This is a genomic window from Kribbella sp. NPDC051587, assembly GCF_044453945.1.
In the GTDB taxonomy this organism is placed as follows: Bacteria; Actinomycetota; Actinomycetes; order Propionibacteriales; family Kribbellaceae; genus Kribbella.
In genome coordinates, this window is record NZ_JBITDE010000003.1 from 294,609 (window position 1) to 320,727 (window position 26,119).

The 26,119-nt window shown below is 69.4% G+C and carries 13 protein-coding genes; 10 read left to right on the forward strand and 3 right to left on the reverse strand.

The window, feature by feature from the left end:
* Positions 1–457 precede the first annotated feature (457 nt).
* The gene (locus tag ACIA49_RS13605) at positions 458–11,095 is read left to right on the forward strand and encodes an amino acid adenylation domain-containing protein (protein WP_396377447.1); all 10,638 of its coding nucleotides are present in this window, start codon (positions 458–460) and stop codon (positions 11,093–11,095) included.
* 470 nt (positions 11,096–11,565) lie between these two features.
* Here the strand turns inward: ACIA49_RS13605 and ACIA49_RS13610 are convergent, their stop codons facing one another.
* On the reverse strand, positions 11,566–12,483 hold the full coding sequence (locus ACIA49_RS13610) for an ROK family protein (protein ID WP_396377448.1): 918 nt from the start codon (positions 12,481–12,483) through the stop codon (positions 11,566–11,568).
* A gap of 438 nt (positions 12,484–12,921) precedes the next feature.
* Between ACIA49_RS13610 and ACIA49_RS13615 the strand changes: the two genes are divergently transcribed.
* The 4 genes from ACIA49_RS13615 to nagZ all read left to right on the forward strand — a co-directional run bounded on the left by ACIA49_RS13615 (position 12,922) and on the right by nagZ (position 17,973).
* Positions 12,922–14,175, forward strand: a complete 1,254-nt coding sequence (locus ACIA49_RS13615) for an aconitase X (RefSeq protein WP_396377449.1) — start codon at positions 12,922–12,924, stop codon at positions 14,173–14,175.
* Positions 14,176–14,851: 676 nt separating this feature from the next.
* Entirely contained in the window at positions 14,852–15,505 is a 654-nt protein-coding gene (locus ACIA49_RS13620) for an aconitase X swivel domain-containing protein (protein WP_396377842.1), read from the forward strand.
* Entirely contained in the window at positions 15,502–16,431 is a 930-nt protein-coding gene (locus tag ACIA49_RS13625) for an ornithine cyclodeaminase family protein (protein WP_396377450.1), read from the forward strand. The genes ACIA49_RS13620 and ACIA49_RS13625 overlap by 4 nt, the downstream gene beginning before the upstream one ends.
* A gap of 24 nt (positions 16,432–16,455) precedes the next feature.
* Complete coding sequence (gene nagZ, locus ACIA49_RS13630; RefSeq protein ID WP_396377451.1) at positions 16,456–17,973, forward strand: beta-N-acetylhexosaminidase; 1,518 nt, start codon at positions 16,456–16,458, stop codon at positions 17,971–17,973.
* Here the strand turns inward: nagZ and ACIA49_RS13635 are convergent.
* Positions 17,957–19,177, reverse strand: coding sequence for an ROK family protein (locus tag ACIA49_RS13635; RefSeq protein WP_396377452.1), 1,221 nt, complete (start codon positions 19,175–19,177; stop codon positions 17,957–17,959). The genes nagZ and ACIA49_RS13635 overlap by 17 nt on opposite strands.
* A gap of 93 nt (positions 19,178–19,270) precedes the next feature.
* On the opposite strand from ACIA49_RS13635, the gene ACIA49_RS13640 reads away from it, so the two are divergent.
* The 5 genes from ACIA49_RS13640 to ACIA49_RS13660 all read left to right on the forward strand — a co-directional run bounded on the left by ACIA49_RS13640 (position 19,271) and on the right by ACIA49_RS13660 (position 25,555).
* Entirely contained in the window at positions 19,271–20,902 is a 1,632-nt protein-coding gene (locus ACIA49_RS13640; RefSeq protein ID WP_396377453.1) for a glycoside hydrolase family 13 protein, read from the forward strand.
* Between the two features lie 23 nt (positions 20,903–20,925).
* Complete coding sequence (locus ACIA49_RS13645) at positions 20,926–22,056, forward strand: Nif3-like dinuclear metal center hexameric protein (RefSeq protein ID WP_396377454.1); 1,131 nt, start codon at positions 20,926–20,928, stop codon at positions 22,054–22,056.
* A 229-nt stretch (positions 22,057–22,285) separates the two neighbouring features.
* Complete coding sequence (locus ACIA49_RS13650; RefSeq protein ID WP_396377455.1) at positions 22,286–22,996, forward strand: zinc ribbon domain-containing protein; 711 nt, start codon at positions 22,286–22,288, stop codon at positions 22,994–22,996.
* Positions 22,993–24,096: a bifunctional RNase H/acid phosphatase gene (locus tag ACIA49_RS13655; protein ID WP_396377456.1), complete on the forward strand. Its 1,104-nt coding sequence runs from the start codon at positions 22,993–22,995 to the stop codon at positions 24,094–24,096. The genes ACIA49_RS13650 and ACIA49_RS13655 overlap by 4 nt, the downstream gene beginning before the upstream one ends.
* Positions 24,097–24,109: 13 nt before the next feature.
* Complete coding sequence (locus ACIA49_RS13660) at positions 24,110–25,555, forward strand: RNB domain-containing ribonuclease (RefSeq protein ID WP_396377457.1); 1,446 nt, start codon at positions 24,110–24,112, stop codon at positions 25,553–25,555.
* Here the strand turns inward: ACIA49_RS13660 and ACIA49_RS13665 are convergent.
* Complete coding sequence (locus ACIA49_RS13665) at positions 25,552–26,118, reverse strand: TetR/AcrR family transcriptional regulator (RefSeq protein ID WP_396377458.1); 567 nt, start codon at positions 26,116–26,118, stop codon at positions 25,552–25,554. The two genes, ACIA49_RS13660 and ACIA49_RS13665, sit on opposite strands and share 4 nt — an antisense overlap.
* Position 26,119: the final 1 nt, after the last annotated feature.

A 26,119-nucleotide genomic window follows, 5' to 3' on the forward strand; every position in this document is an offset into this window, starting at 1 on the left:
GGGGCTGCGCCCCCCGGACCCCCCGCGTGCGGTGGCTGGTCGCCGCTGTTGGGTGATGGCTCTGGCTTGTGCTGGCTGTTGAGTGTTGGCTGTCGGTCGGGGTGTTCACGGTTTGGTTTCGGGGGCGTATCTGATGCTCTCGCCACTCGTTGTAAGCGGTGTCGGCGGGTCCGGGAATTCTTAACTCATTGCTGGCCGGAACTGGCTCCTGCTGGGGCCGGGGCGGCTGGTAGGGTTCACGGCTGTCGGTCGGCACGATGACGCACCGGGTCCGCTTGGTGACGGCATCGGTCCGGCTGTCCGAAATACGGGGCTTCGTGTCGGTGAGAGCGAGACGGGTGTGCCCTGAGCCCGGCTCCGTCCAGTTGGGGAGGCGCTTGTCCGTGGGTCACCGACCGACTCGCGTCATCGTGATCTCCGCCCCCCGCTCTGACGTCCCGTTGGTGGTGGCGCCGGCGTGGTGAGGAGCGGTGCCGACCGGCCGGCGATCAGTACCGGGCCGGCCTTGATGATTCCCGCGGGCTACCCGCGCGACCTGCCGAGTGCGCTGCTGCGCGCGGCCCGCGACTTCAGCGGAGCCGGTGTGGTCGAGATCGGCGCGGACGGGCGGGAGACCAAGCTCGACTTCCCGACGCTGCTCGAGCTGGCCGCCCGGATACTGGCCGGCCTGCGGGCGAACGGCGTACGGGCTGGTGATCCCGCGGTCGTCCACTGCACCGAACCGGTCGGGTTCTTCGCCGCGTTCTGGGCCTGCACGCTGGGCGGCATCCGCCCGCTGCTGATGGCACCGTCGCCCGAGGGTGACCGGACGGAGGCCGGCCGCGAGCGCCTGCGGACCGTCACCGACCTGCTCGGCTGGACCGTCCTCATCGGCCGCCCGTCGGACCTGCCCGACGACCTCGGCCTGCCGGTCCTCGACCCGGACGCCCTGGCCGGCCACGAGCCGACCAACGAGTTCCACCGCCCGGCCGCGGACGACGTCGCCGTACTGATGCTGTCCTCCGGCACCACCGGTACGCCGAAGATCGTGCAGCTCACGCATCGCGGCCTGGTCGAGTTCGCCGCGGGCACGCCGGCGATGCTCCCGGTCCGCCCCGGCCAGACCACACTGAACTGGCTCCCGCTGGACCAGAGCGGCGCGTTCTTGCTCTACCACCTGCTGCCCGTCTTCACCGGCTGCACCAACATCCACGTCAACACCAACTGGGTGCTGGCCGACCCGCTGCGCTGGCTGGACCTGATGGACCAGCACCGGGTCAACCACTCCTGGTCGCCCAACTTCGGCTACCGGGTGACCACGCAGGCGATCGCCGGGGAGCCGGACCGGCACTGGGACCTGTCCGCGCTGCGCAGTCTGGTCAGCGGCGGCGAGCAGATCACCGTCCCCGTGATGACCGAGTTCCTCCGGCTGACGAACCGCTTCGGCGTCGTACCGGAGACCTTCGTCGCCGCCTGGGGCATGACCGAGACCGTCACCGGCATCACCTTCGCCCGCCCCGGCCTCACCCCGAACGTGCACCGCGTCCGCGTCCCACCGACCGGCATCGTCGAATGGGTCGACCAGCGCCCGTCCTCCGGCAAGGTCGCGGTCGCGCGCCCGGGCAAGACGCGCGCGGAGGCGCCCGGCGTACTGAGCCTGGTCTCCGTCGGCGCACCCGCTCCCGGTACGACGGTCCGCATCGTGGCGCCCAACGGTGCCGTGCTCCCGGAGGGCCGGATCGGCCAGCTGCAGGTCGCCTCCGCCCGGGTCACACCCGGCTATCTCGGCAACCTGGAAGCCGACCGCGAGGCGTTCCCGGTCGGCAACTGGCCGATGCGCAAGTGGCTGTCGACCGGCGACCAGGGCTTCATCACCGGCGGCCAGGTCGTCATCACCGGCCGCGACAGCGAGCGCATCATCATGCGCGGCACGCTCTACTACGCCCACGACATCGAAGCCGTAGCGGCCGCCGTCGTCGGCGCCGAGGCCGGTCTGGTCGCAGCGTGCGCGGTACCGGACGTCGAGTCCGGCACGGATCGCCTGGTCGTCTTCTACGCGCTGACGCCGGACTCGATCCCCGGCATGGACCAGGCCATCCGCAGCCTCATCCAGACTCGCCTCCAGTTGGTCGCCGAGGTCGTCGGCGTCCCGCGCCGCGACTTCCCGACCACCCCCGGCGGCAAGATCCTCCGCCCCCTCCTGAAGCAACGCTGGCTCGACGGCACCCTCGAAACGCCACCCCACCCGTACGTCGAACCCGCCGGCGCCACGTCGTACTCCGGCCCCACCGGCGAAGGCCCCGAATCCGCCACCGCCAACACCCACATCTCGGCCGAGGAACTAGAAGCCGGCGAACGCACCACCGAGCTCCCCACCGTCCGCCTGGCCTGGCAACGCACCCTCCAACAAATCCCCACCCCACCCCAACGCCCCACCCTCGGCACCCCCACCGACCCCCTAACCGCCCCCGCCTCGGCCCTGCCCTCCGACGCGTCACCCCCTGCCGACGCACCGGCCCCCGCCGAGCCCCTTGCAACGGCCGCCGACGACCAGCTGCCCGCGTCCGAGCCGTTCACCTCTCCCGACGCACCGGCTCCTGCTGAGCCTGTCTCGTCGACCCCCGACGGTCTGCCGTCGGCAACCGACCCTGCCGCCGAGGCCGCGACGCCCAGCGGCCCCCAGGCTCCTGCGGATCCCGTCTCAACTGCCGCTGACGAGCAGCTGCCCGCGTCCGAGCTCCTCACCTCCACCGACGCAGCGGCTCCTGCTGAGCTCGTCCCAACCGCCGCTGACGGTCTACCGCCCGCAACCGAGCCTGAGGCACTTGCTACCGGCGATGCTCAGGCTCCCGGTGAGCCCGTCCAGGGCCACTCCGACGCACTAGCGGCTGATTCGCCCACGGCGTCTGAGCCCGCCGACGTACCGAGTGCCGGCGACGCGTTGACCGAGCCCGTCTCAGCACCCGAAGCCGCGCCGGTCGATGCGTCGACAGACTCTGCCGAGCCCCAGTCCGCGTCCGCCGGCGACGTACCCGGGAACACTCCGGCCGAGGTCGCCTCAGCACCTGTCGACGAAACCGCGCCGAAGACACCCGCTGAGCCCATCGACGGCGAAGCGACCACCGCCGACTCCGCTCCCGACGACACCTCGGCCGAGGTCGACTCAGCACCTGCTGACGACACCGCGCCCACCGAGTCCTCGGGGCTTGTCGATGGAGCGGTGCCTGCCACCGACTCCGATGCGCCCACCGTCGGCGATGCTCCGGCTGACGTCGTCGCAGTCTCCGCGGTATCTCAGCCCGACGCTCCGGAAGCCTCCGGCGAGTCCGCTCCCGCATGCGCCGAGGCCGTCACAGCTCCCGCCGAGCCCACCACACCCATCGACGTACCGGAAGCTGAAGCGGCTCCGCAGGCTGACCTGTCGGAGACTCCAGCAGCGTCCGCTGACGTCGAGGAAGCGCCGACATCTGTCGAGGAACCAGAAGCACCGACGGCGTCCGCCGACGTACAGGAAACTCCTGCGACCTCCCCGCAGGCCGACGACGCAGAAGCCAGTGCGGAGTCCGCGCCGGTCGACGTGCAGGAGACCCCGGCCGCCGACGTACAGGAAGCTCCCGCAGCTTCTACGTTGGCCGACGACGAGGGAGCTCCTGCCGCGTCTGCACCTGACGAAGACGTCCAGGAATCCGACGCTCAGGTAGATGCGCCCGCATCCAGCGACTCGGCCGACGGGCAATCGGGAGAGTCGGCGGAGGTACCCACTGAGGACGAGTCGACGGATGCGGTCGCCCGCACGACGGAACTCCCGGAGGCAGTCGACAGCTCCGCGCACCCCGTCGCGGACGAGCCGGCTGATGAGCGCTCGCTTGTCGCCGAGTCGGGTGTCGAGGTCGCAGAGGGATCACCAGAGCGGGCCGATGCGTCGCCGGAGTCCGCCGAGCAGGTCGCCGGTACGTCGGCTGAGTCGGCTGAGCGTGATTCCGAGTCGTCGCCGGCGTCAGGCGAGCAGGTTTCTGACGCGTCGCTGGAGTCGGGCGAGCAGATTCCTGACGCGGCGCCGCAGTCGGGCGAGCAGGTTCCTGACGCGTTGCCGGAGTCGGCTGAGGACCTTCCTGGTACGTCGGCGGAGTCGGCTGAGCTTGAGTCGGAGTCGGTCGACGGGTTGTCGGAGCAGCGTGCGGCGGACCTGCAGCGCGCTGACGAAGCTGTCGGCGAGCGGGCCTCCGGGCACGGGTCGATCGAGCCGGAGACGGAATCGTCCGATGAGCCGGTTGACGTCTCGGCGTCGGCGCAGGCTGAACAGCTTCCGGCTGGCGAGCCCGATCCGGCCGCCGAGGTCGAGAGCGTGGAGCCTGCCGAGGGCGAGGCGACGGAGTCGGTCGAGGCTGAGGAGCCGGAGACTGCCGCGGTTGGCGCGGAGGGGCTCGACTCCAGTTCGGTCGAGCCGTCGGCTGAGGAGCCGGAGAGCGTCACGGTTGGTGCGGAGGGGCTCGACTCCAGTTCGGTCGAGCCGTCGGCTGAGGAGTCCTCGGCGTCGCAGGAGCCGGGTGCGGTCGAGGCTGACGCGCCTGAGGTCGCTGAACCGGCTGCCCAGGTTGAGGTTCCGGCTCCCGATGCTCCCGAGGTGGATGTCGAGTCGTCGGCTGCGGAGCTTCAGTCGTCGGCGGCTCCGGTCGCCGACCCAGCGCATCGGATGGCGCAGGCGCCTACTGCTAGGCAGTTGCCGACCTCCAAGCCCTCGACGAGGGACGAGGCCGCAGCACCTGAGCTGGTCATTGACCAGCCCGTCGAAGCTGAGCTGAACGCGTCTGCCGAGCGGCCCGTCGAGGCTGAGGTGGTCACTGACGACCTAGCCGAGGCGGCTGAGCCCGAGTTGGCGGACGAGCCGGACGACGCGCAGGACCCCGCCGCGTCGGATGCGACTGAGGAACTGGTTAAGGCCGCCGACGCAGAGCCCGACAGCGCCGAGAACGTGGCGGCTCCCGTTGGCGACTCACCCGAGTCTGCGACTGAAGCGGGCGTCCTAGCGGCTGCTACCCAACCCGCGGTCGAACCGGTCGTCGTACCGGAGCCTGCCCAGCTTGCGGCTGAAGCGGCCGTCGTACCGGCTGCGACCCAACCCGCGGCTGAAGCTGCCGTCGTACAGACTCCTGCTCAGCCTGCGGCGGCTTTGGTTGAGCCGGTGGCTGTGGTGGGGGTTGCTGGGCGGTTCCCGGGGGCGGAGACGCTGGAGCAGTTCTGGGACAACCTGGTGGGCGGCGTCGAGAGCGTACGGCGGTTCGCGACCGACGAGTCTGGTGAGCTTGCGGTCAGCGGTGTGCTCGAGCACGTTGAATCCTTCGACGCGAAGTTCTTCGGGCTGAGCGACCGCGAAGCCGAACTCATGGACCCGGCGCAGCGGTTGTTCCTCGAGGTCTGCCACCAGGCGCTTGAGCACGCCGGCTACGGCGGAGTCACCAACCGGGTCGGCGTCTTCGCCGGCTCCGGCATGAACCTCTACAACCGCCAGCCGCAGGCGCGCGACTCGCTCGCTGCTCGCGTCGCCTATCGCCTCGGCCTCACCGGCCCGGCGATCGGCGTCCAGTCGGCCTGGTCGTCTTCGCTCGTCGCGGTGCATCTGGCCTGCCAGGCCTTGCGTTCCGGCGATGCGGACCTCGCGCTGGCGGGAGCGTCCGCCGTACAGGTGCCGCAGGCAACGAGTTACCAGCCGTCATCCGAGTCGATCCTGTCGCCGTCCGGTCACGTGCGCGCGTTCGACGCGGCCGCGGACGGCACCGTCGGCGGCAACGGTGTCGCCGCCGTACTGCTCAAGCGTCTCGATCAGGCCGTCGCCGACGGAGACACCGTGTACGCCGTCATCCGTGGCACCGCGGTCAGTAGCGATGACGTTGCTAGCAGCAACCAAACCCTGATCGAGCGTGCCCTCGAACGCGCCGGGTTCGCGGCCGAGTCCCTGAGCTACCTCGAAGCGAACGCGATCGGCAGCGTCACGGCCGACGCTGTCGAGGTGCAAGCGCTGACGACCGCCATTCGCCGGCACACCGACAAGGTCGGCTTCTGCACGATCGGTTCGGTCAAGCCGAACATCGGTCACCTCGACAGTGCCTCCGGCATGGCCGGTCTGATCAAGACCATCCTGATGCTGCAGCACCGGACGCTGGTCCCGACCATCAACTACACCGAGCCCAACCCGGCACTTGCGCTCGGCAGCAGCCCGTTCGTGGTCGCGACCGAGGCTCGCGACTGGGAGGCCGGTACGACGTTGCGCGCCGGCGTCAGCGCTCTCGACGCCGGCGGTACCAACGCGCACGTGATCCTGGAGGAGCCGCCGCGCCAGGTCCGACGTGGCGACGACGGACCCGTCGTACTGCCGCTGTCTGCTCCCGACCCGGACGCGTTGACCGACCTCGTCGAGCTCTACCGCGCCGACCTTGAGCAGGGCACCGGCCACCGCCTCATCGATCTTGCCGGTACGGCGGCGCTCGGGCGACCGGCGCATCGGCACCGCATCGCCGTCGCGGGTGCATCGGAGGCCGAGCTGGTCGACGCACTTGGATCCGCTCAGGCGACCGAGATCCCGCGCGGCGGCCCGGGTCCGCTCGGCTATGCGTTCACCGGCCAAGGCGCAGCCCGTCGCGGTATGGCGGCTGGGCTTGCTGCGCGCTTCCCGGTCTTCCGTTCGGTGCTTGATGAGTGCGACCGCGTGTACGCCGAGGAGACCGGCGGCAGCCTGCTCGACCTGCTGCTCACCCCGGCTGGTCAGTCGGAGGGCGTCTGGCCGACCGAGACCGCGCAGCCGGCGCTCTTCGCGTTCGAGCTTGCGCTCGCCCGGCTCTGGCAGTCGTTCGGCGTGCAGCCTGCGCTGGTGGTCGGTCACAGCGTTGGTGAGTACGCCGCGTTGTGTGTCGCCGAGGCGCTGTCGCTGGCGGACGGCGTACGGCTGACTGCGAAGCGCGGCGAGCTGATGCAGCGTGGGACGGCACCGGGCGCGATGGTGTCGGTGCGAGCGGATGCGGACCGGGTTCGCGAGCTGGCACAGACGTCTGGCGTGGAGATTGCCGCAGGCAACGGTCCGCAGTCGTTCGTGCTGACCGGGTCCGAAGTGATCGTCGGGCAGTTGGCCGAGCAGCTGGATCAGTTGCAGGTGGCTTGGCAGCGGCTGGATGTCGACCGGGCCTTCCATAGCTCGCTGGTGGATCCGATCCTGGCGGACTTCGCGACAATAGTGCGTGGGATCACGCTCAAGCCGCTGCGGACGCCGATGGTGTCGAGCTGGTCGGGTGAGCTGCTCGAGTCCGGGACGGTGCTGGACGGCGACTACCTGGTCGGGCAGTTGCGGCAGCCGGTGCTGTTCGGGGATGCGGTCGAGGCGGTGACCGCGGCTGGTTGCCGGCGGTTCCTGGAGCTCGGACCGGACGCCGTACTGAGCCCGGCCGGACGGCGGATCGCGCCGAACAGCACGTGGATTCCGGCGCAACGCCTCGGGCAGGACCCGGTGCTGGCGACGATGAACGGGCTGGCTGAGCTGTACGAGCAGGGCACCGAGATCACGTGGTCGAAGGTCTATGGGTACGGCGGTCGCGTGCCGTTGCCGACGTACCCGTTCCGTCGGGTGCACCACCCGGTGGACACGTCGTCCGCTGCTCCTGCGGCCGTGGCCGACGGGGTTGTGCGTGGCTCGGTGAGCGCGTTCGAGCGTGCAGCCCGGGCGCAGGCGGTTGGGTTCGCGCCGTCGAGTGCTGCGGTGAAGCGGATTCCGCTGGATCCGCCGGCTGAGGTGGCTGAGGTCGCTGCAGTAGACGACAACGCGGAAGAGGAGTCGCCGTTCGCGCTGCCGGAGGAGACGCACTCGGTCGACGCGGACTACCTCGCGCAGGCGGGGTCGCTGTCGGGCGATGAGGTGTCGGCTGAGCGGTATCGCGAGTCGCTCGACGCCGTACTGGATCTGACCTGCGATGTGCTGCGGCTCGATCCTTACGACCTGACGGTTGACCACACGTTCGCCGAGCTCGGCGGTACGGCGGAGTCGATGGCGCCGGTGATCGACCGGATCAACGAGCAGTTCTCGGTGGAGCTGACGGCGGAAACGCTGTTCTCGTCGTACACGACTCCGCACAAGCTGGCCACGGCGGTCGCCGTACAGACGACGCGCGCGGACGACGAGCAGGTTGCTGAGAGCAACGAACCTGCTGAGGCGCCTGTGGTGGAAGAAGAAACTGTCGAGCCGGTAGAGATCGCGGTCTCCGAGGTTGAGGCTACGCCGGTCGAAGCTGAGTCGTCCGAGCCGGTTGGGGAGCCCGACGCGCGGGTTGCGCTGGCTGTGCTTGGTACTGGGCTCGCGGAGCTCGCGGCCCGGGTTGAGGAAGCGGCGACCGCAACGAGTGCTGCTGAGCTTCCGGGGAGCGGGATGGCGGCGCTCATGTCGCAGCAGCTTCGGGTGGCCGGGCAGCTCGTCGACGGTGTCACCAAGCTGATGCGCGAGCAGTTGTCGCTCCTCAGCGACACCACCAGCTCCACTCCTGAGCCGGCCGAGACGGGATACGACGCTGCTGTCCCCGCCGCGCCCTTCGCGGGTGGCACCTTCGGGCCGGAAACCCCCGGTACGACGCAGACGTCCGCCGAGAACGAGCCAGCAGGTGACGGGGATGAGGCCGCCGACGTGGCTGGCGCTTCCGCGGCTGACGATGGTGCAGAGGCCGACCCGATTGACGCGGACGGACGAGACGACTCAGGCGCGGCGGCTGAGCGTCCTGACGCGGGTGCGCGAGACGACTCGGCTGGTGGGGAGCGGAGCGTCGTACCAGTTCTTTACTCGGATGGTCGGGTGGGGGAGCTGCGGCGGGTTGTGGTCGAGGGGGAGATGGCGCCGGCCGTTGGTGGGCGGCGGCGGGATGTCGGGTATTGGCAGGTGGCCCTCGCAGGTGCCGAGCCGTTGGTTTTGCCGGCCGATGGTGGGCGGCGGGGTGAAGTCGCTTCGGTGAAGTTGGAGCTGGAGGACGAGCTCGGGGACGCAGTGTTCGTGTTCAGCCGGGAGCGCAAGGTCAGCCCGCTGATGACGATGCTGGCGGCGGTGGGAACTGTGCTGGGACGGTTTGCGGCGCAGGAGGATGTGACGATCGGGTCGGCGTTGATCCGGCCGCAGGGGGACACCTCGGCGGGAGTTCGGCGGGCGTTGCCGATTCGGATCGACCTGTCGGGTGAGCCGGACCTTGGTGAGCTCGCGCATCGCGTGCGCGACGTGACGACCGGCGCCTTCGATCACGCGGGGACCGACCTGGCGATCCTCCAGCGCGACCCGCTCTTCCAGATTCTGGTGGAGTTCGAGGACGGCGAGGAGGAGCTCCCGGAGCCGCTCGATCTGCGGCTGCGGTTGACGCACCACGGTGCCGGCATCACCTGTACGGCGGACTACCGGGCGGGCTTGTTCCACCGGAGCACGATCGACCGGCTGCTCAACTACCTGCAGGCTGTGTTGCGCAGGGCAACGGCTGAGCCACGGCTTCGCCTTCCCCAGTTGATGATGCCGATCGCTGCCGACCTCGAAGCGCTGCGCCGGCTCGAAGGTGATCTCGAGCCGGTCGGTCCGATCGGCCGTGGTCGCCGGGACGCTGTCGTGGCCGGCGAGTTGAGCGGACTGCACACGCTGTTCGAGCAGCAGGTCGCGCGGACGCCAGACGCAGTTGCGCTGGTGCAGGGCCAACGTGAACTCACGTATACCGAGCTCGACCGCCGCTCCAATGCGGTCGCCTGGCAGCTCACGGATCTCGGGGTGAAGCCCGGTCAGCTGGTTGCGGTTCGAGTTGCCCGAGGCACCGAGTTGGTGGTCGCCGTCCTCGGGGTGCTCAAGTCGGGGGCGGCATACCTGCCGCTGGATCCCGGCGTACCGGAGTCTCGGTGGGCGTTCATGGTGAACGACGCTGCCGCGGTCGCGCTGGTTGGTGACGACGCGGCCCTGGCCGATCGGCTCGGCCTGCGGCTCGTACCGGTGGCGACCTCTGACAGTGATCCGCGATCGCGCCAGGCGCCGCCGGTTCAGGCCGCGGCCGATGATCTTGCCTACTGCATCTACACGTCGGGTTCGAACGGCAATCCGAAGGGTGTACTGGTACCGCATCGTGGGCCGGTCAACTTGGTTCGGCACTACCTGCGGACGCGGAGCTCGCTGCGGACTCTGCAGTGGACGTCGTTCGGCTTCGACGTCCACGTGCAGGAGATGTTCACGGCGCTGGCGTCCGGGTCGGCGTTGGTGCTGATCGGTGAGGACGACCGGTACGACCCGGACGCGGTCATCTCGGCGCTGCGTGACCACGGGGTCGAGCGGCTCTTCATGGCCTTCAGCCCGCTGACCGCCTTGCTCGCGACGATGCGCCGGCTGCCCGAACTGCCCGCGCTGCGCGAGATCGTCGCCGGTGGTGAGGCGATGGTGCTGACCCACAAGGTGCGGGACTTCCTCGACGCGCACCCGGAATGCCGTCTGTACAACGAATACGGGCCGGTGGAGGCGTCGATCGTCACCACGATTCACGCGGTCGACCCGACGGAGGACCGTCCGTCGATCGGGCGCCCGGTCGACGGCGTCGCCGTACGGCTGCTGGACCAGGTCGGGCGACCGGTACCGGTCGGCGGCGTGGGCGAGATCCACCTCGGCGGCGCGGCCGTTGCCCAGGGCTACATCGGTCGTCCGGACGAGACCGAGACCGCTTTCGTCCCCGACCCAGCACACCCGGGCGGCCGCCTGTACCGCAGCCGCGACCTCGGCCGCTGGCGTCCCGACGGCACCCTCGAGTACCTCGGCCGCGCCGACGACCAGGTGAAGATCCGCGGCCACCGCGTCGAGCCCGGCGAGACCGAACACGTCCTGGCCGACCAGCCCGGCGTGATCGACGCGGTCGTCATCGCCATCTCCGACCACGGCGGCGACACCTGCCTGATCGGCTACGTGGTCCTCGAGGACAGCGACCCCGCGACCCTGGCCCGCCTGATGCTTGACCTGGGCAAGGAACTCCCGATCTACCTGGTCCCTGCCGACCTGATCCCGATCGAAGAGCTCCCGCTGGACGACAACGGCCGCCTGGACCGCACACGCCTCCCCGAGCCCGAGTGGCTGCATCCGTAAGCAGGTAGGGCTCTACGGATCCGCTGACGCGCGGGTGAGGTCCTCGGCGTGGAGTCGTCGCAGACGTAGACGTCCTGCTCTCAGGAAGGCGGATCGCCGGCCCCGGCGAGAGGCCCATCGAGGTGGTGAGCGGTCCTCCACCCTCCTGAGGACCGATCGCCGGCGTCTACTCCACTGCCTTGAACGGCGAGGCGGCGGAGAGTCTCCTCTCCGCCGCTCACGCGTTCTGGCCGGTCCACGGCCCCCCATCGACCGACCTCTTTGGCTGATCCAGGTCCCCCCTTGACCAGCCGTGGATGACGTGCCCCCACCCCATCCATCCGTTGCATCGCGTGGAGAGGGGTCGCCGTTACACGGATCGGAGCAATTGGGTAAGAATTGCGCAAAGATGCGTGGGACAGGCGTTTCCGACGCAGAGGGGTGTGCCGAAAGGGCAGTATGTTGCCCGGTCGCGCAACATCAACGGGCAATCAGCTGATCGAGGCCCAGGCCTGGTGGGCCGCTCCGAGGAGCCCGGCGTTATCCAATTGTGCTGGTACGACGGTGAGGTCGGCGACGAACGGTAGTTGCGCCAGCCGCTTCACCCAGGCCTGCACCGGGTCGAACAACACCGGCCCCGCCTTCGACACCCCGCCACCGATCACCACGGTCGTCAGATCGACCGTCACCGCGGTCGCGACGATCCCGGCCGCGAGCGCCTGCGCGCCGTCGTCGAAGGCCGCGAGCGCGAGCTCATCCCCGGCGGCCGCATCAGCAGCCAGTACGGCGGCGTCCACGCTCTCGCCGATCCGCCAACCCCGGCGTTGGGCCCGAGCCACCATCCGCGGCCCGCTCGCATAGGTCTCGACGCACCCGTATGAACCGCAGGCGCACGCCTCGCCGTTCAGATCGACAACCACATGCCCGATGTGGGCAGCGTTCCCCGACTGGCCCAGGAGCGGCCGGCCGTTGACGACCAGCCCACCGCCGACACCGGTCGACACGACGATGCCCAGCAGCGTCTGCGCGCCCCGCCCGGCGCCGGTCCAGAACTCACCCAGCGCGAAGCAATGCCCATCCACCCCGAGCGTCACCGGTACGTCGACCAGCGCTCGCACGCGGTCGACGAGCGGGAAGTTCCGCCAGCCGGTGATGTTCACCGGCGACACCAGCCCGTGCTTGGCGTTGAGCGGGCCGGCCGAGCCGATCCCGACCGCCAGTGGAGCGGCGTTGCCGAGCACCCGGCCGACCAGTTCGCCGAGCGCCGCGAACACCTGGTCGGCCTCGCCCGCCGGCGTCGCGATCCGGTCGCCGACGACGATCGTTCCGTCCGCGGACACGAGAGCGGCGGCCATCTTCGTGCCGCCGATGTCGATCCCGAGAACCGTGCTCACTGTGTCGCCGCTCATCGTCCCCCCGCCATCAGCCGAACCGCGCCCACTCCGTCAGCCCGAGCCGGTCCCCAGGTCCGCCGCGCCGCCGATCCGCCGTACCGGGCCGTGGTCCTGCCGGGGAAGGTGGTGGTCGTGGGCCGGGCAGGGGAGAACGGCTCGCGCACGGAAGGTTCAGGCGTGCGGTGCTGAGGGTTCTGCTCGGTCACGTGTCGGGCTCCGTCGGGGGCGGTCAAGGTCGAGAGACAACGTTATCTGTAGTCGGCCCGATCGGCGAGGGGTGATCGGGATGAATCCGCGCCGAACCTGCAGAAAGACGCTCGGACGAGACCTTGACTGACCCTGACAACGATGACACTGAAGGCCGTTTGGCGGCCGAAAATCGGCGCTCTGCCGGACCGGTAGCATGAGGCCGCGGATCGGCGTGATCGCGACCCGCGGGCGACCGGAGGTCGGATGGCGGACGTGGCGTTGACCGCGGCGGAGCGCGAGCTCCTCGACGGTGCGGCCGGCCCTGCGGTGGCGCTGGCGATGCGGCTGATCATCGGACTGGCCCGCACCCTCGGCGCCCGGTCCCTGGTGCCGATCACCTCGGCGCACGTCGACGGCTGCCTCCATCACGGCCAGGCCGGACTGGATTTCGCCGAGCGACTCGTCGAGCTCGGCGGGCGCGTCGTCGTACCGACGAGTCTGAACGTCGGCTCCCTCGACCTCCTGCACCCCGGCCTGGTCCGGCTGGCCGGATCCGAGCGCCAGGACGCCCGGCGGTTGATGGACGCGTACACAGCCCTCGGTGCCACACCGACCTGGACCTGCGCGCCGTACCAGGACGCCCGACGCCCCGCCTTCGGCGAACACATCGCCTGGGCCGAGTCCAACGCGATCGCCTTCGCGAACTCGGTCCTCGGCGCCCGCACCGACCGGTACGGCGATTTCGTCGACATCTGCGCCGGGCTGACCGGGCGAGCGCCGTACGCGGGTCTGCACCTCGACGAGAACCGCCGCGCCCGGGTCGAGCTCGACCTCAGCCCACTGCCCGCCCACATCCTCCGGATGGACGCGGCCTGGGCCGCCCTCGGTCACCTCACCGGCAAGCTCGCCTCCGACCGCGTCCCTCTGCTGACCGGCTGGGCGGAGCGGGTTCCCGAGGATCACCTGAAGGCGTTCGGTGCGGCAGCCGCCTCCCGCGGCGGCATCGGCCTCTTCCACGTCGCCGGTACGACGCCCGAAGCCGCCCACCAAGGTGATGCCGTGGAGACGGTCCACCGCATCACTCCGGCGATGTTGCGTGCTGCCCGTGATGAACTGTCGAGCCCTGGGGCGGGGCGGCTGGATGCGGTCAGCATCGGTACGCCGCACTTGTCGGTCCGCGAGTTCGAGGAGCTGGCGGCTCTCGTGCGCGCTGGTGAAGCGATGTCGCCGAATGTCGAGGTCTGGGCCTCCACCAACCGCGCCACCGCAAAGGTTGCCGAGAGCAACGGCTGGCTCACCGACGTGGAGGCGGCCGGCATCCGCGTCCTGGTCGACACCTGCACCTACGTGACGTCGGTCCTGCGTCCCCAAACCCGCCACGTGATGACCAACTCCGCCAAATGGGCCTGGTACGCCCCCGTCAACCTAGGCGTCCAAGTAACCTTCGGCACCCTCGCCGACTGCCTGACCTCAGCCCGAACCGCCCAAGTAACCCGAGACCCCACCTCCTGGCACTAACCCCCCACCCCCGCTTTGCGGATGATTGCTGCCGCTGAGAGGCAGTAACTCCACGCAAACCCCCGCCCCATCAAACAATCCGAGCCCATCGCGCCGCTGCCCGCGGAGCGTCTTTCCCGGACCGCAACCACAACCCGTCAGCCCCAAGCAATGGAGAACGCGGTCACCGGCCGCACCATCCCCCTCAGCCACCGCGTCGCTCAGCCACCCCGTCTTTTGATCGGCCGAAACAAGCTCAGCCACAACGCGACGTACCCGGCCGAGTCGCTTGCCTGGCCCGCCGCGCGACCCGACCGCCTCCGGCGGTCGACTGAAAGCTTCGCGCGCGCCAAGCAGATGGCTGAGGGGGATGGCGAGGTCGGCGACCGAGGTACACCCTGCCTGGGGCCGACGGGCTGTGGCTGAGGTACGTGATGCCCGGAGCTCACCCATAAACGCGGCCGACGCCCTAGGCGAGGCACCTTGAGCACCCGTCAGCCACGTGACGCCCGCCGGAATGGTTGGGCCGTGCTCAAGGTCGGGCGGTGGGGCATTTTGGGTATCGATCGACCACGTGGTGCCGCCTTTGTGGAGTCTGATGGGCGTTGGGTGGCCCTGAGCATCCACAAAGGTGCTCGCGCACCCGCCGGTGTGGTTGGGCGGTGCTCAAGGTGGGGTGGGGGAGCATGTGGGGGTGATGGGTTTGGGTGGGCGGGGGTTGCATGGGGGTACGGCGGTTGGTGGGGTGTTGGTGTTGGGGGAGCCGTTGTCGTTGTGGGGTGGGACGGATGCGGCGACGGGGGTGATTACGGATGAGCGGCATCCGGAGTTTGGGGAGCGGTTGGGTGGGCGGGTGGTGGTGATGCCGGGGAGTCGGGGGTCTTCGTCTAGTGCGAGTGTGTTGGCGGAGATGTTGCGGGCGGGGGTTGGGCCGGCGGCGTTGGTGGTGTTGCGGGCGGATCCGATTCTGGTGATCGGGGCGATGGTGGCTGAGGAGCTTTATGGGCTGGGGATTCCGATCGTGGAGGTCTCCGCGGCTGACCTGGCCGTCTTGTCCCGGTGGTCGCGGGTCACGATCACTGTGTCTGAGGGGGAGTGTGAGTTGACCGGGGAGTCTGAGCTCGAGCGACTGTTCTTCACTGACGAGGCCGACGGGTGGGTACGTCAAAGGCTGCTGGGGGAGTTCGAGCGGCGGCGGGACGGGCGGGCCGACTTCACGTTCACCATGGTCGACGTGGTGATGGACTTCGATGCGCAGACGGCGACGCTGTCGGGGATTCTCGCGGAGGACGGTGAGGTTGTGTTGCCGTTGGCGGAGTTCCGGGAGCGGTTGATGAAGGAGGCTGGATGATTCAGCAGTTCACCGGGGACGACGTACTGGCGGTGCCGGCGGAACGCGTGGTGGCGGGGATTCGGCGGGCGGGGGCTGATCCGTGGACTTTGGAGCGGAGTGCGGCGCGGTCGGGGTTTCAGGCGCCTGGTGGTGAGTTGTTGTTGATGCCGGCGGCTGATGAGCGGCTGACCGGGGTGAAGATCGCCACGATCGCGCCGGACAACCCCAGCCGACAGCTACCCCGAGTGCAAGGCGTGTACGTGTTGTTCGACTCGAGCACGTTGAGCGCCGTCGCGGTGATCGATGCGGTGGAGCTGACCGCCGTACGGACTGCTGGGGTGTCGATGGTCGGGATCGCGGCGCTCGGCGGTGCGCGTGGTCGGACAGCGATCGTGGGGACGAGTGTCCAGGCGCGGGCGCATCTGCGGATGCTGGTCGAGCTGGGATGGTGCAAGGACTTCACCGTCCACGGCAGGAGGGCTGAGGCTGTCGAGGGGCTCGCCGCCTACGGCCGATCGCTCGGCGTCGAGGCACAACCCGGTACGACGGCCGACCTCGAAACCGCCGGTGTCGTCATCTGCTGTACGTCGGCCTCCACGCCGGTCGTCCCGGACACGCTCGCGCCGGATGTGATTGTGGTGGCCGTCGGCTCGCACACACCGACCGCGGCCGAGCTTCCGGCCGGGCTGTTCAAGGACGCCCAGGTCGTCGTCGAGTCGAAGACGGCCGCGACCACCGAGGCCGGTGACGTGATCCAGGCGGTTGCGGCCGGGACCCTCGCCGCGGATGCGGCCCTCGAACTCGGCGCGGTGCTGCGCGGCGACGTACCGATCGACCCCACGAAGAGGCGGATTTTCAAGAGCGTCGGGATGGCCTGGCAGGACCTCGCCGTCGCGACCACCGTTTTTGAGAGTGAGATTTCGAAAAGGGGGCTGGCGAATTAACGCACCACGAGAGAGGGTGTCGGCATGACCGACCACCTGGAACGTGATGCTGCCGGCGCGTTGATCGTCGGCTTCGCCGGAACCACCGCCCCCGACAACCTGCGCCGCGCCGTCGCGGACGGTCTCGGCGCCGTCATCCTGTTCACCCGGAACGTGACGGGTCCCGAGCAGGTGCTCGCGCTCACGCAGAGCCTGCGCGCCGAGCGGCCGGACGTGATCATCGGGATCGATCACGAGGGTGGCGAGTTCAGTCACCTCGCGCCGGCCAACCCGTGGCCGCTCTCGTCGCCGCGCACGCTCGGCGACCTCGACGATGTCGACCTGACCCGGGCCTCGGCGCGGGACGCGGCCGCCACGCTGGCCTCGCTCGGGATCGACCTGATGCTCGCGCCGTCGGTCGATGTGAACAGCAACCCGGCGAACCCGATCATCTCGACGCGCTCCTTCGGTACGACGGCCGACCGGGTCTCGCGGCACGGTGTCGCGTTCGTCGAGGGTGTGCTCGAGGCCGGGATCGCCGCGTGCCCGAAGCACTTCCCGGGTCATGGCGATGTCGCGACCGACTCGCACCTGGATCTGCCACGGGTCGACCGGTCGATCGACGAGGTGCAGGCGGTCGAGCTGGCGCCGTTCAAGGCGGCGATCGCGGCCGGTACCGACCTCGTCATGAGCGCGCACATCGTCTTCTCCGCGTACGACGATCAGCCCGCCACCCTGTCGCACCGGATCCTGACCGGACTGCTGCGGGAGGAGCTGGGGTTCGACGGCGTGATCACCACCGACGCGCTGGAGATGCAGGCGATCACCAAGATGATGTCGATCGAGGACGCGGCGGTCGCCTCGATCCGGGCCGGTGCCGACCTCGCGATGATCGCGATCGGTGCTGCGGATCCGCAAGGTCTGACCAAGCACATTGTCGATGCCGTGGGCAACGGTTCGTTGCCGGCCGAGCGGGTCGCCGACGCGGCCTCGCGGGTACGGCGTTTGGCCGCGTCGCTGGCGCAGCGGAAGCGGCAGACCGCGTTCGACGGGGCGGCGATCCGTGAGGTGGCCGACCGGGTTGTCGCGGGACAGACGTTCCCCGCGCTGGGCGCGACGCCGTACGTGATCGATCTGACGCAGGGGCTGCACCCGGCGTGGCACCCGTACTTCAGCGGCCTGCCGGAGATCTTCGCCCGGATCGCTCCGGGGTCGGATGGTGTGGTGCTGCGGGACCAGCATCGGCTGTCGGAGAAGGAGGCTGCGCTGTTCGAGGATCAGCACTCCGAGGGTGAGCAGTCCGAGGACGCGCTGGCTCAGGCGGCCGCGGCGGCGAAGGGCCGGCCGCTGGTGATCGCCGTCCAGGACGCGGGTCGTACGCCGTGGATTCGCGAGGCGCTGGAGTTCTTGCTGCAGGGGCGTCGTGATGACGTGTTCGTGTTGTGCACGGGCATTCCGGAGGATCAGGCGCTGGTCCCGGCCGGGGTGCCGTCGGCAACGACCTCGGGCCGGAACGTGATCGTGCTGGAAGCGGTCGCGCGGGCGCTCACCCGGAGCGCGTGAGCTCCAGATCCAGTGCGTGCTGCTCGACGTAGTTGAGTGCGTGGCGGACGGCGCCGACCGAAACGATCGCGTCGCCGAGTGAAGACACTGCCACGCGCGGCGGCGTACTGGTGTATCCGGACAGCTGCTCCTCGATATCCGGGAGCAGTTGTCCGGCAGCCTCGGCCACCGCACCGCCGATCACCACGAGCTCGGGATTGACCAGGATCCCCAACGTGGCAACGACCCTGGCCGTCCGAGCTGCCAACGAGCGAAGGATGCCGAGGGCAACTTCATCCCCAGCAGCGGCCGCCGCGAACACCTGCTCCGCGGTCACCGCCCCGACGGTGCCGGCCGAGGGGTGGGCGAGCGCGCGGAGGCTGGTTTCGATGGTGGGATCGGCGAGGATGGCGGTGGCCTGGTCTCTGGCTATGCGGGCGATGCCATGCGTGTCGCCGACGCCCTCGACGAGCTTGAGGTAGAGCATTTCGCCGGCGCCGCCGCGGCTGCCGTGGAGGAGACGGCCGGAGTCCATCAGGCCGGAGCCGAAGCGTTCGCCGGCCAGCAGGACCGCGAGGTCGTCGATGCCTTGGCCTTGGCCGCGCCAGTGCTCGCCGAGGACGGCGAGGTTGGCGTCGTTCTCCAAGAGCACCGGCCAGCCGTGCAAGGAGGTGAGGCGCTGGCCGAGGTCGGTGTCGAAGCGCCGCCAGAACTCGTCGTCGACCAGGATGTTGCCGGCCCGATCGACCGGAGCGGCGACCCCGACACCCGCGGCGAGCACCTGAGAATCCGATACATCGGCAACCGCCAATGCTTCGACGACGGCCTCGGTCACCAGCGCGGTCCGCTCAGCAGGCGTCTTCACCGCGGACAGCGACCGACTGGCCCTGGCCAGCGTGACGCCGCGCAGGTCGGCGACCAGGACCGTCGTACGGCCGGCGCCGATGTCGATGCCGAGGACATAGCCCGCCCGGCTGTTGAACTCGAACCGCCGCGACGGGCGACCGACCGCGGTGTCGTCGCGACCGGGGTCGAGCTCGATCACCCAGCCCATGCCGATCAGGTCGTTGCAGACGGCGTGCACGGTGGCGCGGGTGAGGCCGGTGGCCTGGATCAGGCCGGTTCCGGTCATCACCCCGGCGGTCGAGAGCACTCCCAGTAGCTTGCCGGCGTTGACGCGGCGAAGCAGCGGCGGTGTCGCCGCGGTGACCGGAGCGCTCGTCATGGTGACCCCTCTTGACCTCAGTGCAGATCCGCGCGCAGAATACTGCAGAACCTAAATTTAGAGTCTATATTAATCACAAAAGTGAGGCTTTTGGTGACCAGTACCCAGACGGCTGACCCCGACTGGTGGCGGCAGGCCGTCGTCTACCAGATCTACCCGCGCAGCTTCGCCGACTCCGACGGCGACGGTGTGGGTGACCTGCAGGGCATCCTCAGCCGCGTTCCGTACCTGATCGACCTCGGCATCGACGCGGTCTGGCTGAGCCCGTTCTACCCGTCCGCGCTGGCCGACGGCGGGTACGACGTCGACGACTACCGCAACGTGGACCCGCGGCTCGGCACGCTCGACGACTTCGGTCAGCTCGTCGAGGCGCTGCACGCGGCGAACATCAAGCTGATCGTCGACATCGTGCCGAACCACACCTCCGACCGGCATGTCTGGTTCCAGGAGGCGCTCAGCGCTCAGCCCGGCGACCCGGCCCGCGAGCGCTACATCTTCCGCGACGGGGACGGCGAGCAGCCGCCTTCGGACTGGGACTCGATCTTCGGTGGTTCCGCCTGGGCCCGGACCCCGGACGGCCAGTGGTACCTGCACCTGTTCGCGGCCGAGCAGCCCGACCTGAACTGGGCCCACCCCGAGGTGCGCGACGACTTCCTGACCACGCTCCGCTTCTGGTCCGATCGTGGGGTCGACGGTTTCCGCGTCGACGTCGCCCACGCCCTGGTGAAGGACCTGACCGAGCCGTTCAAGTCGAAGACCGAGCTACCCCGGCAGTCCGAGTCGAACGGGATTCACCCGCTGTGGGACCGGGACGACGTACACGAGATCTATCGCGAGTGGCGCACGGTCCTGAACGAGTACGACCCGCCCCGGTCGGCCGTCGCCGAGGCGTTCGTCCCGGCCGCTCGGCGGGCGCGTTATGCCAGCGCGGACGGGCTCGGGCAGGCGTTCAACTTCGATCTGCTGCAGGCCGATTGGGACTACGGCAAGTTCCGCCAGGTGATCGAGGAGAACCTCGCGCTCGCCGACCAGAACGGTTCGTCGTCGACGTGGGTGTTCTCCAACCATGACGTGGTCCGGCACGCGACCCGCTACGGCCTGCCCAAGGACCCGACCGGCGGCTGGCAGGACGGCAAGGCGTGGCTGCTCAGCAACGGCACCGAGCCGACGGTCGACGTCGAGCTCGGCCTGCGCCGGGCGCGCGCCGCGATCATGCTCATGCTCGCGCTCCCGGGATCGGCGTACCTGTATCAGGGCGAGGAGCTCGGGCTGCAAGAGGTCGGCGAACTCCCCGCGGCCAACCTGCAGGACCCGGCGTACTTCCGCTCCAAGGGTGCCGAGAAGGGCCGCGACGGCTGCCGCGTCCCGATCCCGTGGACGGTCGGCGGTCTCTCCTTCGGCTTCGGGACCGGCGGTTCGCACCTGCTCCAGCCCAAGTGGTTCGGTCAGTACTCGGTGGAGGCGCAGGACGGCGTTGCCGAGTCGACGCTCAGCCTCTACCGCAAGGCTCTCGCCGTACGGCGTGGTCTGCAGACCGCCAACGAGTTGACCTGGAGCGACGGCGTCGACTGGGTGCTGCACTTCACCCGTCCCGGCGGCTGGCAGTCGATCACCAACTTCGGTGAGGCCCCGGTCGAGCTGCCCGACGACGCGGCGGTCGTGCTGTCCAGCGGGCCGCTCGAAGGCGCCAAACTCCCCGGCGACACCACCGCCTGGTTGATCTAGCCAGGTTTGCAAGGATGGGCCTCGTGAACCCGAGGCTCGCCGATGTCATCGCCGTACTCGACCGGTTGTACGACCCGTCCTGGGCTGAGTCCTGGGACGCGGTCGGACTGGTGACGGGTGATCCGGACCAGCCGGTACGGCGGGTGCTGTTCGCGGTGGACCCGATGCGCGAGGTGGTGGACGAGGCGATCGCGGGCGAGTTCGACCTGCTCGTCACCCACCACCCGCTACTCCTCAAAGGCGTGAACAGCGTCGCCGCAACCACCCCCAAGGGCCGGGTCATCCACGACCTGATCCGCAGCAACACGGCCCTGCACGTCTGTCACACCAACGCCGACAACGCCAACCCCGGCGTCAGTGACGCCCTCGCGGCAGCCCTCGGCCTGCAAGACACCCGCCCCCTCAACCCGATGCCCGCGGACCCGCTGGACAAGATCGTCGTCTTCGTCCCAGTGGCCGACACCCAAGGGGTTCTGGAGGCGATGGCGGTCGCGGGTGCTGGTGAGCTGGGTGACTACGACCGAGCGGCGTGGAGTTCAGCCGGCGAGGGAACGTTCCGGCCGCTCGAAGGTGCGAACCCAGCCATCGGTCGGGTCGGGGACATCGAAGTGGTCGCGGAGAACCGGCTCGAGATGATCCTGCCGCGGCACAAGCGTCGTGCTGTGGTGGCGGCCATGAAGGCGGCGCATCCGTATGAGGAGCCGGCGTACGACGTGTATGAGCTGGCCACGCTGCCGAGTGAACGCGGTGGCGGCCGGGTCGGCGTACTGGCGGAACCGCTCCCGCTCAAGCAGTTCGCGCAGCTCGTGGCGGACAACCTCCCCAAGACACAGCACGGCGTACGGGTCGCTGGTGATCCTGACCGCCTCATCACCTCCCTCGCGGTCGTCGGGGGAGCGGGGGACTCGGAGTTCGCGAAGGTGCGCGCAGCCGGCGTCGACGCCTATGTGACCGCCGACCTCAGGCATCACCCCGCCACCGAAGCGCAGGCGTACGGCGACCCCGCCCTCGTCGACGTCGCCCACTGGGCCAGCGAATGGCCGTGGCTCCGGGACGCCGACCGCCTCCTGCGGGAAAACCTGGCCGCGCAAGGCAGTACCGTAGACACTCACATCTCGACGCTCGTCACTGACGCATGGACCTTGCGGCTGTGAGAGGGGGTCTGGGGACCCATCGCCTACTGCGCGGCACCCGGCACGGCACCTCGCCGCACGAGTGCAAAGGGCTAGATGCTCCGCATCGAACCCTCCGCCCCCGCGCACCGATGCACCGCACCGAGTACCTGCTCGCTACGGCGCTGACTCCCCAGACCCCCTCTGAGCGCAAACTGAACGATCTAAGGAGCCGACTCTGAACGCCGAGCCCGCCGTCCAACGCCGTCTTTTGGACCTGCAGGATCTCGACCTGCAGCTGGATCAGGTCGCGCACAAGCGCAAATCGCTGCCGGAGCATCAGGCTCTGGTCGAGCTCCTCGCGGAGAAGTCCGTCGTCGACGGCGAGCTGGTGACCGCGGACACCGAGGTCGGGGACCTGCAGCGTGAGCAGAAGAAGGCCGACAGCGATGTCGACCAGGTCCGCCAGCGCAAGGCGCGCAACCAGCAGCGGATCGACTCCGGTCAGGTCACGTCGCCGCGCGACTTGGAGAACCTGCAGCACGAGATCGGTTCGCTGGAGCGGCGGATCTCGAACCTCGAGGACGCCGAGCTCGAGGTGATGGAGAAGCTGGAGGCGGCCGAGGTCGTGCAGACCGAGCTGCGGACCCGCGCCGAGGCGTTCGCCGGTCGGCAGACCGAGCTGGAGGCCTCCCGGGACGCGTCGCTGAAGGAGCTCGACGAGCAGCGCGCCGGGATCAACGAGAAGCGCACCGAGGTGCTGGCCGACCTGCCCGATCCGCTCGTCACCCAGTACCAGCGACTGCGTGAGCACAACGGCGGCATCGGCGCCGCGCCGCTCGTCGGCAAGCGCTGCATGGGCTGCCGGATGGAGCTCGCGCCGTCCGACCTGAACCTCATCAAGGCCGCCGCCCCGGACGCCGTACTGCGCTGTGAAGAGTGCGGCCGGATCCTCGTGCGCACGTCGGAGTCCGCGGTATGACCTACACGCACGTGATCGTCGAGGCGGACGGAGGGTCCCGGGGCAACCCGGGACCGGCCGCGTACGGCGCTCTCGTGCGCGACCCGGCGACGGGTGAGGTGATCGCGCAGGACGGCAAGACGCTCGGCGTCGCGACCAACAACGTCGCGGAGTACTCCGGTCTGATCGCGGGTCTCGAGCTCGCCGCGGAGTACGCGCCGAACGCCTCGATCGAGGTGCGGATGGACTCCAAGCTGGTCATCGAGCAGATGGCCGGCCGGTGGCAGATCAAGCACCCGGACATGAAGCCGCTGGCGGTCAAGGCAAAGAGTCTCGCGCCGCGCGGTACCAAGTGGACCTGGGTGCCGCGCGCGCAGAACTCCGCCGCCGACGCGCTCGCGAACAACGCCCTCGACGGCGTCCCGATCCCGCTGAAGCCCGAGCCGGTCAAGCCGGCCGTCGCGAAGGACGAGCGGAAGAAGAGCATGCCGGGCTGGAGTCCCGAGACCGAGCCGCCGACCCACCTGATCTTCCTGCGCCACGGTGAGACGCCGCATACCGCTGAGAAGCGCTTCTCCGGATCCACGGGCGACAACCCGGGCCTGAGTGAGACCGGCTTCGCGCAAGCGGCCGCGGCAGCCGAGTATCTGGCCCGCCAAGGAGGCGTCGACGCGATCGTCACGTCGCCGATGGTGCGCACCCGGCAGACCGCCGAGACCGTCGCCACCCGGCTAGGGCTCGAAGCGGTGGTGGACGAGGGCTGGGTCGAGTGCTCCTTCGGTGACTGGGACGGCTACACGTTCGCCGAGGTCCAGGAGAAGTGGCCTGATCAGCTCAACGACTGGCTGGAGTCGACCACGGTCACGCCGCCCGGCGGCGAATCGTTCGACACCTGTGCCCGGCGCGCTCGCTCGGCGCGGGACGGCCTGCTCGCCCGCTACCCGGGCAAGACGGTCGTCGTGGTCACCCACGTGACGCCTATCAAGCTGATGGTTCGCTCCGTTCTGCAGGCCCCGATGGCCTCGATCTTCCGGATGGAGCTGCGCCCGGCCACGATCACCGAAGTCCACTGGTACGCCGACGGCCTCGCGTCCCTCCGGTCCTTCAACGTAGTTCCCTAGCTACTCTGACCCCATGCCATTGCAGAGGGTCAGGTTCGCCGACGAGGTGCCGGAGATCTTCCGGTCGTCGATGCAGGACATCCGCCGGGAGCTCGACGTACCGGCTGAGTTCCCGCCCGAGGTAGTCGCCGCGGCGGTCAAAGCCGGTACGGCGCCGCGGTTGCCGGCGCTGGATCGGACCGAACTCGAGTTCGTGACGATCGATCCGCCGGACTCGATGGACCTCGACCAGGCCCTGCACATCGAGCGCGCGGGCGACGGGTACGTCGTGCACTACGCGATCGCCGATGTCGCCGCGTTCGTCGAGTACGGCGACCCCATCGACGTAGAGACGCGTCGTCGCGGCGTCACGCTCTACGCGCCGGACAAGCGCACCCCGCTGCACCCGCCGGAGCTGTCCGAGGGCGCAGCGTCGCTGCTGCCAGACCAGGTGCGTCCTGCGTTGCTGTGGACGATCCCGCTCGACGCCAGCGGCGAGAGCACCGGCGTCACCTGTGAACGCGCACTGGTGAAGTCGCGCGCCAAGCTGAACTACGCCGGCGTCCAGAAGGACCTCGATGCCGGTACGGCGTCCGAATCGCTGCAGTTGCTGCGTGAGGTCGGCAAGCTGCGTGAGCAGCTCGAGCTTGAACGTGGCGGTGTGAACCTGCCGATCCCCGACCAGGAGGTCGTGACGAACGACGGCTCCTGGAGCCTGGAGTTCCGTGCGCCGCTTCCGGTCGAGGGCTGGAACGCGCAGATCTCGCTGCTCACCGGGATGGCCGCGGCCGACCTGATGATCAAGGGCAAGATCGGCATCCTGCGGACCCTCCCCGAGGCTCGCGACGATCTGCGCAACAAGCTCGGCCACACCGCGAAGGCGCTCGGCATCGACTGGCCGCGCGAGACGACGTATGCGGAGTTCATCCACGGACTCGATCCGAAGGTGCCGGCGCACGCCGCGATGCTCGCGGCCTGCACGGTGCTGTTCCGCGGCGCCGGGTACGTGACGTTCAACGGGAGCGTGCCGGAGCATCCGCAGCACGCCGCGATGAAGGCCGAGTACGCCCATGTCACCGCGCCGCTGCGCCGGCTGATCGATCGTTGGGCTGGCGAGATCTGCCTCGCGCTGTCGGCCGGTACCGAGGTGCCCGCCTGGGTGCTCGAGTCGATGGATGAGCTGCCGAAGATCATGGAGGAGGCCGACCGCCGCGCCAACGCCTATGAGCGCGCGATCGTCGGCATGGTCGAGGCCGGTCTCCTGAAGGATCAGGTCGGCGCCGAGTTCGACGGCGTGATCACCGACATCGACGACCGCGAACCGAACCGCGGCATCGTCGTCCTGTCCGCACCTGCGGTCGAAGGACGCGTCACCGGTACGGCGAACCTCCCGCTCGGCAAGGCGGTCCGGGTGAAGCTCGTCGAGGCCGACATCGTCAAGCGCAGCGTGACCTTCGAACTAGTCGACACAGTGAACTAGTCGGTTAGGTAGGCGTCGACCGCGGCGGTCGTGCGATCCAGGTCGCCGGTCGCCAGCAGGTCGATCAACGCACCCCGCAACATCGCCAGTACGCCGGTACGACGCGCCTCCGCGGCCGCCGTACCGGGGTCCGGCTGGCTCGCCTTGAGGAGTTCGAGCCAGTCCTCGACAGTTGATCGGCCAAACTCCGCCCACGGGCCTTCAGGGGCGACCAATGAGCGGCCGTAGGCCTCGACCCAGAAGGCCATCAGCGGTCGGCGTTCTGGTGCGGCCAGCCACGTCCACAGCTCCCGCGCGACCACGGTCAGGCCGGGCGGTACGTCGTACCGGCTGTTGAGCTGTTGGAGCAGTTCGAGCTCGTCGGTGCGGGCGCGGGTGAGGAGCGCGCGGATCAGGCCGTCCTTGCTACCGAACAGGAAGAGCAGCACTCGCGGGCTGGAGCCGATCGCGGTGGCGAGCGGGCGCAGCGAGAGATCGGCCAGGCCGTGCGTGAGCGAGTACTCGTAGGCGCGCTCCAGCAGTTCTTGTTCTCGCGCGGATGGGCCTTCCTTTGGCGTCGGCACG

What these genes read in the sequence shown, in the direction of transcription:
- ACIA49_RS13660 (WP_396377457.1), top strand. Translation starts at nt 24,110, where the DNA reads ATGCCATTGCAGAGGGTCAGGTTCGCCGACGAGGTGCCGGAGATCTTC.
- ACIA49_RS13615 (WP_396377449.1), top strand. Translation starts at nt 12,922, where the DNA reads ATGGCGGACGTGGCGTTGACCGCGGCGGAGCGCGAGCTCCTCGACGGT.
- ACIA49_RS13625 (WP_396377450.1), top strand. Translation starts at nt 15,502, where the DNA reads ATGATTCAGCAGTTCACCGGGGACGACGTACTGGCGGTGCCGGCGGAA.
- ACIA49_RS13610 (WP_396377448.1), bottom strand. Translation starts at nt 12,483, where the DNA reads ATGAGCGGCGACACAGTGAGCACGGTTCTCGGGATCGACATCGGCGGC.
- ACIA49_RS13635 (WP_396377452.1), bottom strand. Translation starts at nt 19,177, where the DNA reads ATGACGAGCGCTCCGGTCACCGCGGCGACACCGCCGCTGCTTCGCCGC.
- nagZ (WP_396377451.1), top strand. Translation starts at nt 16,456, where the DNA reads ATGACCGACCACCTGGAACGTGATGCTGCCGGCGCGTTGATCGTCGGC.
- ACIA49_RS13655 (WP_396377456.1), top strand. Translation starts at nt 22,993, where the DNA reads ATGACCTACACGCACGTGATCGTCGAGGCGGACGGAGGGTCCCGGGGC.
- ACIA49_RS13620 (WP_396377842.1), top strand. Translation starts at nt 14,852, where the DNA reads ATGGGTTTGGGTGGGCGGGGGTTGCATGGGGGTACGGCGGTTGGTGGG.